13 protein-coding genes are annotated in these 13,890 nt (G+C 66.5%); 2 read left to right on the top strand and 11 right to left on the bottom strand.

The features are described 5' to 3' along the window. Positions 1-32: 32 nt before the first annotated feature. Together ftsH and E5P3_RS18065 are read right to left on the bottom strand one after the other, a co-directional pair. The gene (gene ftsH / locus E5P3_RS18060) at positions 33-1,949 is read right to left on the bottom strand and encodes an ATP-dependent zinc metalloprotease FtsH (RefSeq protein WP_162587230.1); all 1,917 of its coding nucleotides are present in this window, start codon (positions 1,947-1,949) and stop codon (positions 33-35) included. 166 nt (positions 1,950-2,115) lie between these two features. Further along, a complete protein-coding gene (locus E5P3_RS18065; RefSeq protein WP_162587231.1) occupies positions 2,116-2,784 on the bottom strand; it encodes an RlmE family RNA methyltransferase in 669 nt (222 codons plus the stop codon). 20 nt (positions 2,785-2,804) lie between these two features. Between E5P3_RS18065 and E5P3_RS18070 the strand changes: the two genes are divergently transcribed. Next, positions 2,805-3,284 (top strand): YhbY family RNA-binding protein, encoded by a 480-nt coding sequence (locus E5P3_RS18070; RefSeq protein WP_162587232.1) that lies wholly within the window; start codon positions 2,805-2,807, stop codon positions 3,282-3,284. 3 nt (positions 3,285-3,287) lie between these two features. Then, positions 3,288-4,055, top strand: coding sequence for a glycosyltransferase (locus tag E5P3_RS18075; protein WP_162587233.1), 768 nt, complete (start codon positions 3,288-3,290; stop codon positions 4,053-4,055). Here E5P3_RS18075 and E5P3_RS18080 read toward each other — a convergent pair. From E5P3_RS18080 to lpxA, 9 genes are all read right to left on the bottom strand, one after another. Further along, positions 4,052-4,465 (bottom strand): DUF4149 domain-containing protein, encoded by a 414-nt coding sequence (locus tag E5P3_RS18080; RefSeq protein WP_162587234.1) that lies wholly within the window; start codon positions 4,463-4,465, stop codon positions 4,052-4,054. The two genes, E5P3_RS18075 and E5P3_RS18080, sit on opposite strands and share 4 nt — an antisense overlap. A gap of 10 nt (positions 4,466-4,475) precedes the next feature. Further along, entirely contained in the window at positions 4,476-4,955 is a 480-nt protein-coding gene (gene greA / locus E5P3_RS18085) for a transcription elongation factor GreA (RefSeq protein WP_162587235.1), read from the bottom strand. 66 nt (positions 4,956-5,021) lie between these two features. Further along, complete coding sequence (locus E5P3_RS18090) at positions 5,022-5,891, bottom strand: Kdo hydroxylase family protein (RefSeq protein WP_162587236.1); 870 nt, start codon at positions 5,889-5,891, stop codon at positions 5,022-5,024. Positions 5,892-5,912: 21 nt separating this feature from the next. After that, the gene (gene carB / locus E5P3_RS18095; RefSeq protein WP_162587237.1) at positions 5,913-9,140 is read right to left on the bottom strand and encodes a carbamoyl-phosphate synthase large subunit; all 3,228 of its coding nucleotides are present in this window, start codon (positions 9,138-9,140) and stop codon (positions 5,913-5,915) included. Continuing rightward, entirely contained in the window at positions 9,133-10,332 is a 1,200-nt protein-coding gene (carA, locus tag E5P3_RS18100) for a glutamine-hydrolyzing carbamoyl-phosphate synthase small subunit (protein WP_162587238.1), read from the bottom strand. The genes carB and carA overlap by 8 nt, the downstream gene beginning before the upstream one ends. Before the next feature lie 136 nt (positions 10,333-10,468). After that, the gene (locus E5P3_RS18105; RefSeq protein ID WP_162587239.1) at positions 10,469-11,248 is read right to left on the bottom strand and encodes a TrmH family RNA methyltransferase; all 780 of its coding nucleotides are present in this window, start codon (positions 11,246-11,248) and stop codon (positions 10,469-10,471) included. Next, positions 11,245-11,964 (bottom strand): ribonuclease HII, encoded by a 720-nt coding sequence (gene rnhB / locus E5P3_RS18110; RefSeq protein ID WP_162587240.1) that lies wholly within the window; start codon positions 11,962-11,964, stop codon positions 11,245-11,247. The genes E5P3_RS18105 and rnhB overlap by 4 nt, the downstream gene beginning before the upstream one ends. After that, the gene (gene lpxB / locus E5P3_RS18115) at positions 11,936-13,084 is read right to left on the bottom strand and encodes a lipid-A-disaccharide synthase (RefSeq protein ID WP_162587241.1); all 1,149 of its coding nucleotides are present in this window, start codon (positions 13,082-13,084) and stop codon (positions 11,936-11,938) included. Before lpxB ends, rnhB begins: the two co-directional genes overlap by 29 nt. A gap of 7 nt (positions 13,085-13,091) precedes the next feature. Then, on the bottom strand, positions 13,092-13,880 hold the full coding sequence (lpxA, locus tag E5P3_RS18120; protein ID WP_162587242.1) for an acyl-ACP--UDP-N-acetylglucosamine O-acyltransferase: 789 nt from the start codon (positions 13,878-13,880) through the stop codon (positions 13,092-13,094). Positions 13,881-13,890: the final 10 nt, after the last annotated feature.

Consider the following 13,890-nt stretch of genomic DNA (forward strand, 5'->3'; position numbering starts at 1 on the left):
CAGAGGCCCCGTCGATCGCCCGAGCTTCATGCTCAGGCGGCAGTGGGCGCCGGGTCGGGATTCACCGTCGGCGCGCCACCGCTGCCACCGCTGCCCGAAGGCGGGGTGCGCGGCGTCCAGTCCTTGGGCGGACGTGGCTCGCGGCCGGCCATGATGTCGTCGATCTGCTCGGTGTCGATGGTTTCCCATTCGAGCAGGGCCTTGGCCATCGCGTGCATCTTGTCGCTGTTCTCCTCGATCAGGCGGCGCGCCAGGGCGTACTGCTCGTCGATGATGCGGCGGACCTCGGCGTCGACCTTCTGCATGGTCGACTCGCTCATGTTGGTGGTCTTGGTGACCGAGCGGCCGAGGAAGACTTCGCCTTCGTTCTCCGCATACACCATCGGGCCCAGTGACTCGGTCATGCCGTAGCGCATCACCATGTCGCGCGCGATCTGCGTGGCGCGCTCGAAGTCGTTGCTCGCGCCGGTGGTCATCTGGTGCATGAACACTTCTTCGGCGATACGGCCGCCGAACAGCATGCTGATCTGGTTCAGCATGTACTCGCGGTCGTAGCTGTAGCGGTCCTGCGCAGGCAGGCTCATCGTCACGCCCAGCGCACGGCCGCGCGGGATGATGGTGACCTTGTGCACCGGGTCGCACTTGGGCAGCAGCTTGCCGATGAGTGCGTGGCCGGACTCGTGGTAGGCCGTGTTGCGGCGCTCTTCCTCGGGCATCACCATGCTCTTGCGCTCGGGGCCCATGAAGATCTTGTCCTTGGCCTTCTCGAAGTCCTGCATCTCGACCACCCGCGCATTGCGGCGCGCGGCCATCAGCGCTGCCTCGTTGCACAGGTTGGCCAGGTCGGCGCCCGACATGCCCGGCGTGCCGCGCGCGATGATGCTCGGGTTCACGTCCTGGCCCAGCGGGACCTTGCGCATGTGCACGTTGAGGATCTGCTCGCGCCCGCGGATGTCGGGCAGCGTCACGTAGACCTGGCGGTCGAAGCGACCCGGGCGCAGCAGCGCGGCGTCGAGGATGTCGGGGCGGTTGGTGGCCGCGACCACGATCACGCCGAGGTTGGTCTCGAACCCGTCCATTTCGACCAGCATCTGGTTCAAGGTCTGCTCGCGCTCGTCGTTGCCGCCGCCGAGGCCCGCGCCGCGCTGGCGACCGACCGCATCGATTTCATCGATGAAGATGATGCACGGAGCATTTTTCTTGGCGTTCTCGAACATGTCGCGCACGCGGGCCGCGCCCACGCCGACGAACATCTCGACGAAGTCGGAGCCGGAAATCGAGAAGAACGGGACCTTGGCTTCGCCGGCGATGCCCTTGGCAAGCAGCGTCTTGCCGGTGCCGGGAGGGCCCACCAGCAGCAAGCCGCGCGGAATGCGGCCGCCGAGCTTCTGGAACTTGGCCGGGTCCTTCAGGAAATCGACGACTTCCTTCACTTCCTCCTTGGCTTCGTCGCAGCCCGCCACGTCGGCGAAGGTGACCTGGTTGTTGTTCTCGTCGAGCATGCGGGCCTTGCTCTTGCCGAAGCTGAAGGCACCGCCCTTGCCGCCGCCCTGCATCTGCCGCATGAAGTAGACCCAGACGCCGATCAGGAGCAGCATCGGCCCCCAGCTCACCAGCAAGGTCATGAGCAGCGAGCCCTCTTCGCGCGGCTTGACGTCGAACTTGACGTTGTTGGCGATCAGGTCGCCGACCAGGCCGCGGTCGAGGTAGGTGGCGGTCGTGCGGATCTTGCGGTCGTCGTTGGTGATCGCAACGATCTCGCTGCCGCCCTGTCCTTCCTGGATGGTGGCGCTCTTGATGCGATTGCTGCGAACCTCTTCGAGGAAGTCGGAATAACCGATGTTGCCGGCACCGGCGACACCGCGGGTGTCGAACTGCTTGAACACAGTGAACAACACCATCGCGATGACCAGCCAGACGGCGACCTTGGAAAACCACTGATTGTTCAAACGAAACTCCAGTCGAAAGCGCGTGGTACGGAAAAACAAAGAACGCGCTAGGGCACGCAATTGGCGCTCATTTTAGGCTTTTCAAGGTGCGAAATGCCGGATTTTCCCTATAGCAGCCATAGGACGCGCACGGGTTTGAGCCTGAATGCCCACCGCCCGCCGCGTTTCAATTCGTATCTACGGACTTGATCCCGATACCAACCATGAAGGTTTCGGCGGATTTGTCGCGCGAGGCTTTGGGCTTGATGGGTTTCACGACCCGAAAATTTGCCTTGAACAGCCGGGTCAGCTCCGCGTAGCCGCTGCCGTGGAAAAGCTTGGCAACCAGCGCGCCTTCGGGCTTCATGTGGTGGCGAGCGAAGTCGATGGCAAGCTCGATCAGATGGCTAATGCGCGCGGCGTCCGCCGACGCGATGCCGGACAGGTTGGGCGCCATGTCCGATACGACCACATCGGCCCGGCGGCCCGCCATGGCCTCCTCGAGCCGCGCCAGCACCTCGGCCTCGCGGAAGTCGCCCTGCAGGAAGGTCACGCCCTCGATCGGTTCCATCGGAAGGATGTCGAGCGCGATGATGGTCCCCTCCAGCTGCCCCGCCGCTGCACCGCCCGGCGATAGCTTGCGGCGCGCGTACTGGCTCCAGGCGCCCGGTGTCGAACCCAGGTCCACCACCAACTGGCCCGGGCGGATCAGGCCGAGCGCCTCGTCGATCTCCTTGAGCTTGTAGGCCGCGCGCGCCCGGTAGCCCTCTTTCGTGGCCAACTTGACGTAGGGATCGTTCACATGGTCGTGCAGCCACGCACGATTGACCTTGCTGCTCTTGGGTTTGGGGTTCATCGACACTCGATAATACGGGGATGCCCGCCATTCAACTGACCCCTGCCCAGCGCAAGGTACATCGCGCAGAAGCGCACCATCTGGACCCGATCGTCATGGTCGGCAACGACGGGCTGACACCCGCCGTCAAGAAGGAGGCCGACGCTGCGCTCAAGGCCCACGGCCTGATCAAGGTTCGCGTCTTCTCCGACGATCGTCCGGCGCGCGAGGCCATCCTGCAGGCCCTGGCCGAGGACTTGAACGCCGCGCCAATCCAGCACATCGGCAAGCTGCTGGTCCTCTGGCGCCCCATGCCCGAGAAGGCGCGCACGACGGACGAGGACCGCATGCCCGGTCCGCGCGACGTCAAGGTCATCAAGTACAGCAAGCGCGGCGGCCAGCGGCCCGAGATCAAGACCCTGCAGGTGCTCGGCAACCAGCGGCTCACCCCCGGCGGCAACATCAAGCGCGCCAAGGCGAAGAAAAGCCTGTCCGTCAAGAAGCGCCGCCAGGCGGATTGAAGGATGCCGAGCCACGAAGGGGCGGCCCTCCCCCAGCGCCACATCCTCTGCATGAAATGGGGCACCAAATACGGCCCCGACTACGTCAATCGCCTCTATGCGATGGTGCGCCGGCACCTGTCGGGCGAGTTCAATTTCGTCTGCCTGACCGACGACCCGAAGGGCATCCGCAGCGAGGTGCAGTGCCTTCCGATCCCTCCGCTGGACCTGGCGCTGGCGCCGGGCCAGGCGGACCGCGCCTGGAAGAAGCTGACCACCTTCGAGGAGAACCTCTACGGCCTGCGCGGCCGGGCGCTGTTCATCGACCTCGACGTGGTCATCGTCGGCAACCTCGATGCCTTCTTCGAGTATCCAGGCGAGTTCCTCATCATCCATGACTACGCCCGCCCCTGGCGCCGACGGCGCATCACGGGCAATTCTTCGGTCTACCGCTTCGAGATCGGCGCACATCCGGACGTGCTGGCGCATTTCCGCGAGAACATGGACGCGGTGCAGGCCAGGTACCGGAACGAGCAGACCTACCTGTCGGCCTTCATGCACCGCAAGGGCACGCTGGCCTACTGGCCGCCCGAATGGTGCCCAAGCTTCAAGTACCACGGCATCCCGGCCTGGCCCACCAACTACTGGCGCGAGCCCTTCGTGCCGGAAGGGGCGCGCATCATGGTCTTCCACGGGGAATGCAATCCGCCCGATGCCCTGGCGGGGCGCCGCAACCGGCGCTTCCGCTTCATCCGGCCGGCGCGCTGGATTACGCAGTTCTGGAACGCCTAGGCTTCGCTGCGCCCCAGGCGCCAGAGCAGCACGCCGGTGCATAGCCACTGGCCCAGATACATGGCACTGCCGAGTGAGTGCCAGAGCCGTAGGTTCTCGCGTGCCAGGATGCGCGGCGCGACCGCGTATTCCTGGAGCAGGGCCAGCAGGAGGGCCGCGAGGATCCAGGCCACCGCGACCCGCGAGGGCTGGTCGACCCGGTCCGCGGCGTTCGACCTGAAGTAGGTCAGCAAGACCAAGCCGCAGGCCACGGCCACCCAGCTCTGGGCCGAGAACAGCCGCCCCGCAAAGTTGCCGGCCAGGGTGGGGTTGCCGAGCTGAGCGAAGAGCATCGGCACGACCAGGAAGCCGATGGTCGTCAGGCTGCCCCACCAGAGGGCCGCCACCAGCAGCGCGATGCGGTCTTTCACCACGCGGGCGTCAGAGGTAGCTGACGCCCACGATCTCGTAACGCTTCACGCCGCCCGGGGCCTGTACCTCGGCGGTGTCGCCCTCCTCCTTGCCGATCAGCGCGCGCGCGATCGGGCTGGAGACGTTGATCAGGCCGAGCTTCAGGTCGGCCTCGTCCTCGCCGACGATCTGGTACTTGAGCGCCTCGCCGGTGTGCTCGTCCTCGAGCTCCACCGTCGAGCCGAAGACGACCTTGCCGCCTGCGTCGAGCTCGGACGGATCGATGATCTGCGCGTTCGAGAGCATGCCCTCGATCTGCTTGATGCGGCCTTCGATCCAGCCTTGGCGCTCCTTGGCCGCGTCGTAGTCCGCGTTCTCGCTGAGATCGCCCTGGGCGCGCGCCTCGGCGATCGCGGTGATGATCGAGGGTCGGTCGACGGACTTCAGGCGCTGCAGTTCGTCGCGCAGTTTCTCGGAGCCGCGCTTGGTAATCGGAATGGTATTGGCCATGTTTTGTCTCTCCAGAAAGCGAAACCGCCGAACGCTGCCGTTCGGCGGTTCATGGAAGGAAAAAGATCAGACGAGCGTGCGTCCGGTCAGCCGGCTCAGGATGGCGAGCGGGCTCGAATCTGGATTGTATTGCCTTGCGGCGGGCAAGTGCAGCGTCTGCTCCAGCATGTACTGGCCGGACATGACGGCGTGCGAGGTCTGGTCCGAAAAGCACACCCAAACCGATCCGGCCGGAAAGGGTACGGTCTCCTGCTGGGCGTTCTTCTGGTAGTCGAGGTCCGACTTCATGCCGTCGTGCAGCTGCAGCATCAGGTGGTCGTATTCGCTGCGGAAAGACTTGGTGACATGGAGGGTCTGCAGCAACCGGGCCTGCCAGCGCGAGTAAGGCCTGGCGCGCGGCAGGAAGCGCCCGGCCACCGCCTCGAAAGGCTCTCCTACCCGCCAGACGCGTGGCGCGCCGTCGGGGTTCACATTGGTGAAGACGCGCAGGATGCGCTCGCCGTAGTTCGGACGCGAGGGAAAGGAGTCGATGTGCAGCCGGCGGTCGTCGGCGCGCCAGGACTGCAAGCGCGTCTCAACCTGCGCGGGCCGGTAGCTGGTCGGCGCCAGGCGCAGCGCGGGCGTGTAGTGCGGCAGCAGGCCGTGGATCAACTGCCGGGCCTGGGCGCGGAAGCGCCCCACCATCGCGGCGACGGCCTGCTGCCGGGCCTCGTCGCCTGCCACGCCCTTCAGGCGGCCGTTGGCGTCCAGGCTGATGTTGCGCACGTCTGGCGACAGGATCGAGGGCGTCAGCAGTTCAAGCTCGCCGGCCCGCAGCTCGAAACCCAGCCGCGGGAAGCACAGCACCTTGCCGGCCTCGAGCGCGGTGATCCATGCCTCGTTGGGCGTGGCGCCGGTCCAGTCGGCCAGGTCGAGTTCAACCAGCTGCGTTGCCATGGCGGTTCGTTCACGCCTCCCTCAGGCCAGCGCAAGCTGCGCGTGCATCTCCTGGACCGAAATCACGTCGAGGGCCTCCATGTGGCGCATGCCTTCCACGGCCGCCTCGGCGCCGAAGATCGTGGTGAAGGTGGTCACACGAGCCAGCAGGGCCGAGGTGCGGATCTGGCGCGAATCGGTGATCGCGTTGCGGCGCTCTTCCACCGTGTTGATGACCAGGGCGATCTCGTTGTTCTTGATCATGTCCACGATGTGCGGACGGCCTTCGGTCACCTTGTTGACCGTGGCACAGGCGATGCCTGCCGCGTTGATGGCGGCGGCCGTACCCTTGGTCGCAATCAGCTCGAAGCCCAACTCGACCAGGCCGCGGGCCACCTCGACGGCGCGTGGCTTGTCGTTGTTCTTGACGGAGACAAAGACGCGTCCGGACTTCGGCAGGTGCGTGCCGGCACCCAGCTGCGACTTGACGAAAGCTTCGCCGAAGGTCTTGCCCACGCCCATCACCTCGCCGGTGGATTTCATCTCGGGGCCGAGGATGGTGTCCACGCCCGGGAACTTGACGAACGGGAACACCGCTTCCTTCACGCTGAAGTACGGCGGCGTGACCTCCTTCGTCACGCCCTGCGAGGCCAGCGACTGGCCGGCCATGCAGCGCGCCGCCACCTTGGCGAGCTGGATGCCGGTGGCCTTGCTCACGTAAGGCACGGTGCGCGAGGCGCGCGGATTCACTTCCAGCACGTAGATCACGTCCTGGCCGTCCTTCTCCTGGATCGCGAACTGCACGTTCATCAGGCCCACGACGTTGAGCGCCTGGGCCATGGCCGCGCTCTGGCGCTTGAGCTCGGCCACGGTCTCGGGCTTGAGGCTGTAGGGCGGCAGCGAGCAGGCGGAGTCGCCCGAGTGCACGCCGGCCTGTTCGATGTGCTCCATGACCCCGCCGATGAGCGTCGCGCCTTCGGCATCGCGCAGGCAGTCGACGTCGCACTCGACAGCGTCGTTGAGGAAGCGGTCCAGCAGCACCGGCGAATCGTTGCTGACCTTCACCGCCTCGCGCATGTAGCGTTCCAGGTCGCGCTGCTCGTGCACGATTTCCATCGCGCGGCCGCCCAGCACGTAGCTCGGGCGCACCACCAGGGGGTAGCCCAGTTGCTGGGCCTTCTCCAGCGCCTCGGCCTCGGTGCGCGCGGTCGCGTTCGGCGGCTGGCGCAGCTTCAGCTCGTGGAGCAGCTTCTGGAAGCGCTCGCGGTCCTCGGCCGCGTCGATCATGTCGGGGCTGGTGCCGATGATCGGCACGCCGTTGGCCTCGAGGTCGAGCGCGAGCTTCAGCGGCGTCTGGCCGCCGTACTGCACGATCACGCCGGTGGGCTTTTCCTTGTCGACGATCTCGAGCACGTCCTCGAGGGTGAGCGGCTCGAAGTAGAGCCGGTCGCTGGTGTCGTAGTCGGTCGACACGGTCTCAGGATTGCAGTTGACCATGATGGTCTCGTAGCCATCCTCGCGCATCGCGAGCGCGGCGTGCACGCAGCAGTAGTCGAACTCGATGCCCTGCCCGATGCGGTTCGGGCCGCCGCCGAGCACCATGATCTTCTTCCGGCTGCTCGGGTCGGCCTCGCACTCGTCCTCGTAGGTCGAGTACATGTAGGCGGTGTTGGTCGCGAATTCGGCCGCGCAGGTGTCCACGCGCTTGTACACCGGACGCACGCCGAGCGCGCGGCGCTTCTCGCGGATGGCGGTGTCGGTGGTCTTCAGCTGGCGCGCCAGGCGGCGGTCGGAGAAGCCCTTTTTCTTGAGCGCAAGCAGCGTGTCGCGGTCGATGTCGTCGAGCGATTTGGTTTCCAGCTCGAGCTCGATCTTCACGATCTCCTCGATCTGCACCAGGAACCATGGATCGATCTTGGTGAGCGCGTGCACCTCGTCGACGGACAGGCCCATGGCGAAGGCATCGCCCACGTACCAGATGCGGTCGGGGCCGGGCTCGCCGAGCTCCTTCTCGAGTACCTCGCGATCCTGCGTCTTCTCGTTGAGGCCATCCACGCCGACCTCGAGTCCGCGCAGCGCCTTCTGAAACGATTCCTGGAACGTGCGGCCCATGGCCATCACCTCGCCCACCGACTTCATCTGCGTGGTCAGGCGCGAATCGGCCTGAGGGAACTTCTCGAAGGCAAAGCGCGGGATCTTGGTGACCACGTAGTCGATGCTGGGCTCGAAACTCGCCGGCGTGGCACCGCCGGTGATCTCGTTGCGCAGTTCGTCGAGCGTGTAGCCCACGGCCAGCTTGGCCGCGACCTTGGCGATCGGGAAGCCCGTGGCCTTGGAGGCGAGTGCCGAGGAACGCGAGACGCGCGGGTTCATCTCGATCACGACCATGCGGCCGTCCTTCGGGTTGATCGAGAACTGCACGTTGGAGCCGCCGGTGTCGACGCCGATCTCGCGCAGCACGGCCAGCGAGGCGTCGCGCAGGATCTGGTATTCCTTGTCCGACAAGGTCTGCGCCGGCGCGACGGTGATCGAGTCGCCGGTATGCACGCCCATCGGATCGAGGTTCTCGATCGAGCAGACGATGATGCAGTTGTCCGCCTTGTCGCGCACCACCTCCATCTCGTATTCCTTCCAGCCCAGCAGCGATTCCTCGATCAGCAGCTCGTTGGTGGGCGAGGCTTCCAGGCCGCGCTTGCAGATGGTCTCGAACTCTTCCGGGTTGTAGGCGATGCCGCCGCCGGTACCGCCGAGCGTGAAGCTGGGGCGGATCACCACGGGGAAGCCCACGGTCTTCTGCACCGCCCAGGCCTCGTCCAGCGAGTGGGCGATGCCCGAGCGTGCCGAGCCCAGGCCGATCTTCGTCATCGCGTCCTTGAACTTCAGGCGGTCCTCGGCCTTGTCGATGGCTTCGGGCGTGGCGCCGATCAGCTCGACCTTGTACTTGTCGAGCACGCCGTTGCGCCAGAGGTCCAGTGCGCAGTTCAGCGCGGTCTGGCCGCCCATGGTCGGCAGGATGGCGTCGGGCCGCTCCTTGGCGATGATCTTCTCGACCGTATGCCAGGTGATGGGCTCGATGTAGGTCACGTCGGCCGTGGCCGGGTCGGTCATGATCGTCGCGGGATTGCTGTTGATCAGGATGACCTTGTAGCCCTCCTCCCGCAAAGCCTTGCACGCCTGCACGCCGGAATAGTCGAACTCGCAGGCCTGGCCGATGATGATCGGGCCGGCCCCGATGATGAGGATGCTCTTGAGATCGTTGCGCTTAGGCATTCTTCTGCCCTTCTTTGTGACTTTGCATGAGCGCCGTGAAGCGATCGAACAGGTAGCTGATGTCGTGCGGGCCCGGCGAGGCCTCGGGGTGGCCCTGGAAGCAGAAGGCGGGCTTGTCGGTGCGCGCCAGGCCCTGCAATGTGCCGTCGAACAGGCTGATGTGGGTGGGGCGCAGGTTGGCCGGCAGCGTCTTCTCGTCGACCGCGAAGCCATGGTTCTGGCTGGTGATGCTCACGCGGGCGTTGTCGAGGTCCTTGACCGGGTGGTTGGCGCCGTGGTGGCCGAACTTCATCTTGAAGGTCTTCGCGCCCGAAGCCAGCGCCATGATCTGGTGGCCCAGGCAGATGCCGAAGACCGGGATGCCGGTCTCGATCAGCTCGCGCGTGGCCGCGATCGCGTAGTCGCAGGGCTCCGGATCGCCGGGGCCGTTGGCCAGGAAGATGCCGTCCGGACGCAGCTTGAGGACGTCGGCCGCGGGTGTCTGGGCCGGCACGACGGTGATGCGCGCGCCGCGCTGCGCGATCATGCGCAGGATGTTCTTCTTGACGCCGTAGTCATAGGCGACGACATGGAACTTCGGCGTGATCTGCACGCCGTAGCCCGGCTTGCCGTCCACATGGACGAGCTTCCATTCGGTCTGGGTCCACTCGTAGGTTTCCTTGACCGACACCACCTTGGCCAGGTCGAGGCCGGACATGCTGGGCGCGGCCTTGGCGTCGGAAATCGCCTTGTCGATCAAGGCCTGCGAAATGCTCTCGTCGGGCGCCAGGCCAAGGATGCAGCCGTTCTGCGCGCCGTGTGTGCGCAGATGGCGGGTGAGCTTGCGGGTGTCGATGTTCGCGATGGCGACGGTCTTGCCGCGCACCAGGTACTCGGCCAGCGTGGCGCTCTTGCGGAAGTTGGACGCCAGGAGAGGCAGGTCCTTGACGATCAGGCCCGCGGCATGGATCTTGTCGGCCTCGATGTCTTCCTCGTTGACGCCATAGTTGCCGATGTGCGGATACGTGAGCGTCACGATCTGCTGGCAATAGCTGGGATCGGTCAGGATTTCCTGATAACCGGTCATGGCGGTGTTGAACACCACTTCGCCGGTGGTGGCGCCTTGCGCGCCGATCGAATTGCCGAGAAAGACCGTGCCGTCTGCAAGCGCCAGGATGGCGGGCGGGAATTTTCCCTTGAGAGACAAAAGCACTGGGATCTCCGAATGGATGACGCCCACGGCGGACCCAAGATGAGGCTCTTGGTCGCGACTTTCGTCGAGGAGTTGGCTTGCGTGCGCTATGGGCGAGGTGTGAGCGGGAAAGCCCTTGATTATAGCCCGCGCCGCGTTATCCCTGGCTCGCTGCGGCGCTCGCGTGCAGGCAGATGGCCGCCGCCGCCGCGACGTTGAGCGACTCCTCGCCACCCGGCTGGGCAATGCGCACCTGCAGGGTCGCGCGCGCCTCCAGCGCCGCCGAAAGCCCCTGCCCTTCGTGGCCCATCAGCCAGGCGCAGGGGTTCGGCAGGCGGACCCGGTTCAGCCATTCGCCGCGGTGCGAACTGGTCGCGATGCAGGGCACGGCCAGGGCATCCAGTGCCTCCAGCTCGACCCCCTCGACCAGCCGCAATCCGAAATGCGCGCCCATGCCGGCCCGCAGCACCTTGGGCGACCAGAGCGCCGCCGTGCCCTTGAGCGCGATCACCTGGGCGAAACCGAAGGCCGCCGCGCTGCGCAGGATGGAGCCGACGTTGCCGGCGTCCTGCAGCCGGTCGAGCACCACGGTGGCTGCGTCGGGGGCGATCGGCGGGGGCGCCGGCAGGTCGAGCACGAAGCCCATCGCGGCCGGCGACTCCAGCCCGCTCACGCCAGCCAGCAGTGCGTCGGCGACCACCACGGTCTTGTCCGCCGCGCCGGCCCACTCGTGGTGTGCCGTTGGCCACGCGGACTCGGTGAACACGGCGATGGCCGCACGCACACCGCGCTCGCGTGCCGCCCGGCACAGGTGGTCACCCTCCAGCCAGACGCGGCCCGACTTGCGATAGCCCCCCGAGTCGTGCGCCAGCTTGCGCAGTTCCTTGAGGAGCGGGTTGTCCCGCGAGCTGATATGGCTGGGCTCGGCTGCGGTCATGGCGCCGGTCGCAGCTCGACCTGCATCGTCTGGACCTGCACCGTCTCGACGCGCAGCTCGCCCGATGCAATGACCAGCGGAGTCTCCTCGCCGGCCGCGCGCGCGAGCGCTGCGGCCACCGGGCTGAAGGAACGACGGTGATGCACGCAGGCACCATGGCGCAGCAGTGCCTCCAGGTGCTCGGGCGTGCTGTAGCCCTTGTGCCCGGCAAAGCCGTAGTGAGGGAACTCGGCATGCAGCTGCTCGCACAGCCGGTCGCGATGCACCTTGGCCAGGATCGAGGCGGCCGAGATCGATTTCACGATGGCGTCGCCGCCCACAACAGCCTCTGCGAGCACGTCCAGCCTGGGCAAGCGATTGCCGTCGACCAGCACCTTGGCCGGCTTGAGGCGTAGCCCTTCGACCGCTCGCTTCATCGCAAGCATGGTGGCGCCGAGAATGTTGTGCTCGTCGATCTCCTCGACGCTCGCCTGGGCCACCGAGCAGCACAGGGCCTTGGCCAGGATCTGGTCGTTGAGTCGCTCGCGCTGAAGCGCGGTGAGGGTTTTCGAATCGGCCAGGCCGCGGATTCGCCGCTGGTCGTCCAGGATCACGGCCGCAGCCACCACCGGCCCGGCCAGCGGGCCGCGCCCGGCCTCGTCGACACCAGCCACCAGGCCTGGCGCATCCCATGCCAACCTGGCCTGTTCAGCCTTCAATAACTTTCTGGATCGCATCGGCGCACAGTGTCGGCGTATCTCGCTGCAATTCGGCGTGCAGCGCGCAAAAACGTTGTTGCAAGGCGTGAACCTTGTCCGGGGAAGCCAGCCAGGCCAGCGTCGCCTCGGCCAGGGCCTGCGGCGTGGCCGCCTCCTGGATCAGCTCCGGCACGACGAAGTCGCTGCACAGGATGTTGGGCAGGCCGACCCAGGGCTGCAGCTGCTTGCGGCGCATCAGGGCCCAGGACATCGGGTTCATGTTGTAGGCGATCACCATCGGTCGTTTGAAAAGCGCGGCCTCGAGGGTGGCGGTGCCGCTGGCGATCAGCGTGACGTCGCAAGCGGCCAGCGCCGCGTGCGAGCGGCCGTCGATCAGCTGCACGCGCCCCTTCATCGCGCTCGCTGCCAGGAGCTGTTCGACCTCGTCGTGCAGGCTGGGCAGCGCGGGCAGGATGAAGCGCAGCTCGGGCCGGGCCTGCTGCATCAGCGCGGCTGCGGCAAAGAAGCGATCCGCCAGATAGCGCAGCTCCGAACGCCGGCTTCCCGGCAGCAGCGCCACCACGGGCGCTTCCGCATCCAGGCCGAGCGCCGTGCGTGCGGCGGCGCGGTCCGGCGTCATCGGGATCACGTCGGCGAGCGGATGGCCGACATAGCTGGCGGCGATGCCATGTTCGGCGAGCAAGGCGGGCTCGAAGGGGAAGATGCACAGCACGTGGTCGGCCGCCGCTCGCAGCTTCTCGACGCGCTCCGGCCGCCAGGCCCAGATCGAGGGGCAGACGAAATGGGCCGTCTTCATGCCGCGCTCGCGCAGAGCCGCTTCGAGATCGAGGTTGAAATCCGGCGCATCGACGCCGATGAAGATCCTGGCGCCTTCGCGCAGCAGCCGCGCCTTGAGCTGCCGCCGGATGCCGGCAATCTCGGCGTAGTGGCGCAACACCTCGATATAGCCGCGCACCGCCAGCTTTTCCTGGGGCCACCACGTTTCGAAGCCCCGCCTCTGCATCTGCGGACCGCCGATGCCGACGGCCATCATGTCGGGCCAGCGGGTCTTCAGGCCGTCCAGCAACAGGCCTGCGAGCAGGTCGCCCGAAGCCTCTCCCGCGACGAGGGCAAACCGCCGCTGCGCGTCCTGCACCACGGGCTCCTCAGCGCACGATGCCGCGCGTCGCGCCGGCCAGGAAGGCGTTCATCAGGGCGACGTCGGCCGCCGCTTCGGGCATCTGCGTCGCCAGCGCCTCAATGGCGCCGCGCGCATCGTCGAGCGTCCTGCCCTGCCGGTACAGCAGCCGGTGCATCTGCTTGACGGCGGCGATCCGCGCGTCGGAAAAATTGCGCCGGCGCAAGCCCACCACATTGAAACCGCGCACCTCGAGCGGATTGCCATCGACCAGCATGAAGGGCGGCACGTCCTGCGCGACCGCGCTGGCGAAGCCGATCATCGCGTGGGCACCCACCGAGACGAACTGGTGGATGCCCGTCAGCCCGCCCACCGTCACCCAGTCGGCCAAGTGCACATGGCCTGCCAGCGTCGTGTTGTTGGCCAGCGTGGTGTGGTCGTCGACCCGGCAATCGTGCGCGATGTGCGTGTAGGCCATGATCCAGTTGTCGCTGCCCACGCGCGTGACGCCGCCCGCCCCCGGCACGCCGATGTTGAAGGTGCAGAACTCGCGGATGGTATTGCGGTCGCCGATGACCAGCTCGGTCGGCTCGCCCGCGTACTTCTTGTCCTGCGGAATCGCCCCCAGCGAGGCGAACTGGAAGATCCGGTTGTCGCGCCCGATGGTGGTGCGGCCCTCGATCACGCAATGCGATCCGATGGTGGTGCCGGCGCCGACCCGCACGTGCGGGCCGATCACGGCGTACGGGCCGACACTGACGGTCGGATCGAGTTCGGCCTTCGCGTCGACGATGGCTGTCGAATGAATCTGCGTCATGCCTTCGCGA

The organism is Variovorax sp. RA8, from assembly GCF_901827175.1.
Lineage (GTDB): Bacteria > Pseudomonadota > Gammaproteobacteria > Burkholderiales > Burkholderiaceae_C > Variovorax.

What these genes read in the sequence shown, in the direction of transcription:
- E5P3_RS18090 (WP_162587236.1), bottom strand. Translation starts at nt 5,891, where the DNA reads ATGGCAACGCAGCTGGTTGAACTCGACCTGGCCGACTGGACCGGCGCC.
- rnhB (WP_162587240.1), bottom strand. Translation starts at nt 11,964, where the DNA reads ATGCGATCCAGAAAGTTATTGAAGGCTGAACAGGCCAGGTTGGCATGG.
- lpxA (WP_162587242.1), bottom strand. Translation starts at nt 13,880, where the DNA reads ATGACGCAGATTCATTCGACAGCCATCGTCGACGCGAAGGCCGAACTC.
- E5P3_RS18065 (WP_162587231.1), bottom strand. Translation starts at nt 2,784, where the DNA reads ATGAACCCCAAACCCAAGAGCAGCAAGGTCAATCGTGCGTGGCTGCAC.
- carB (WP_162587237.1), bottom strand. Translation starts at nt 9,140, where the DNA reads ATGCCTAAGCGCAACGATCTCAAGAGCATCCTCATCATCGGGGCCGGC.
- E5P3_RS18075 (WP_162587233.1), top strand. Translation starts at nt 3,288, where the DNA reads ATGCCGAGCCACGAAGGGGCGGCCCTCCCCCAGCGCCACATCCTCTGC.
- greA (WP_162587235.1), bottom strand. Translation starts at nt 4,955, where the DNA reads ATGGCCAATACCATTCCGATTACCAAGCGCGGCTCCGAGAAACTGCGC.
- E5P3_RS18070 (WP_162587232.1), top strand. Translation starts at nt 2,805, where the DNA reads ATGCCCGCCATTCAACTGACCCCTGCCCAGCGCAAGGTACATCGCGCA.
- E5P3_RS18105 (WP_162587239.1), bottom strand. Translation starts at nt 11,248, where the DNA reads ATGACCGCAGCCGAGCCCAGCCATATCAGCTCGCGGGACAACCCGCTC.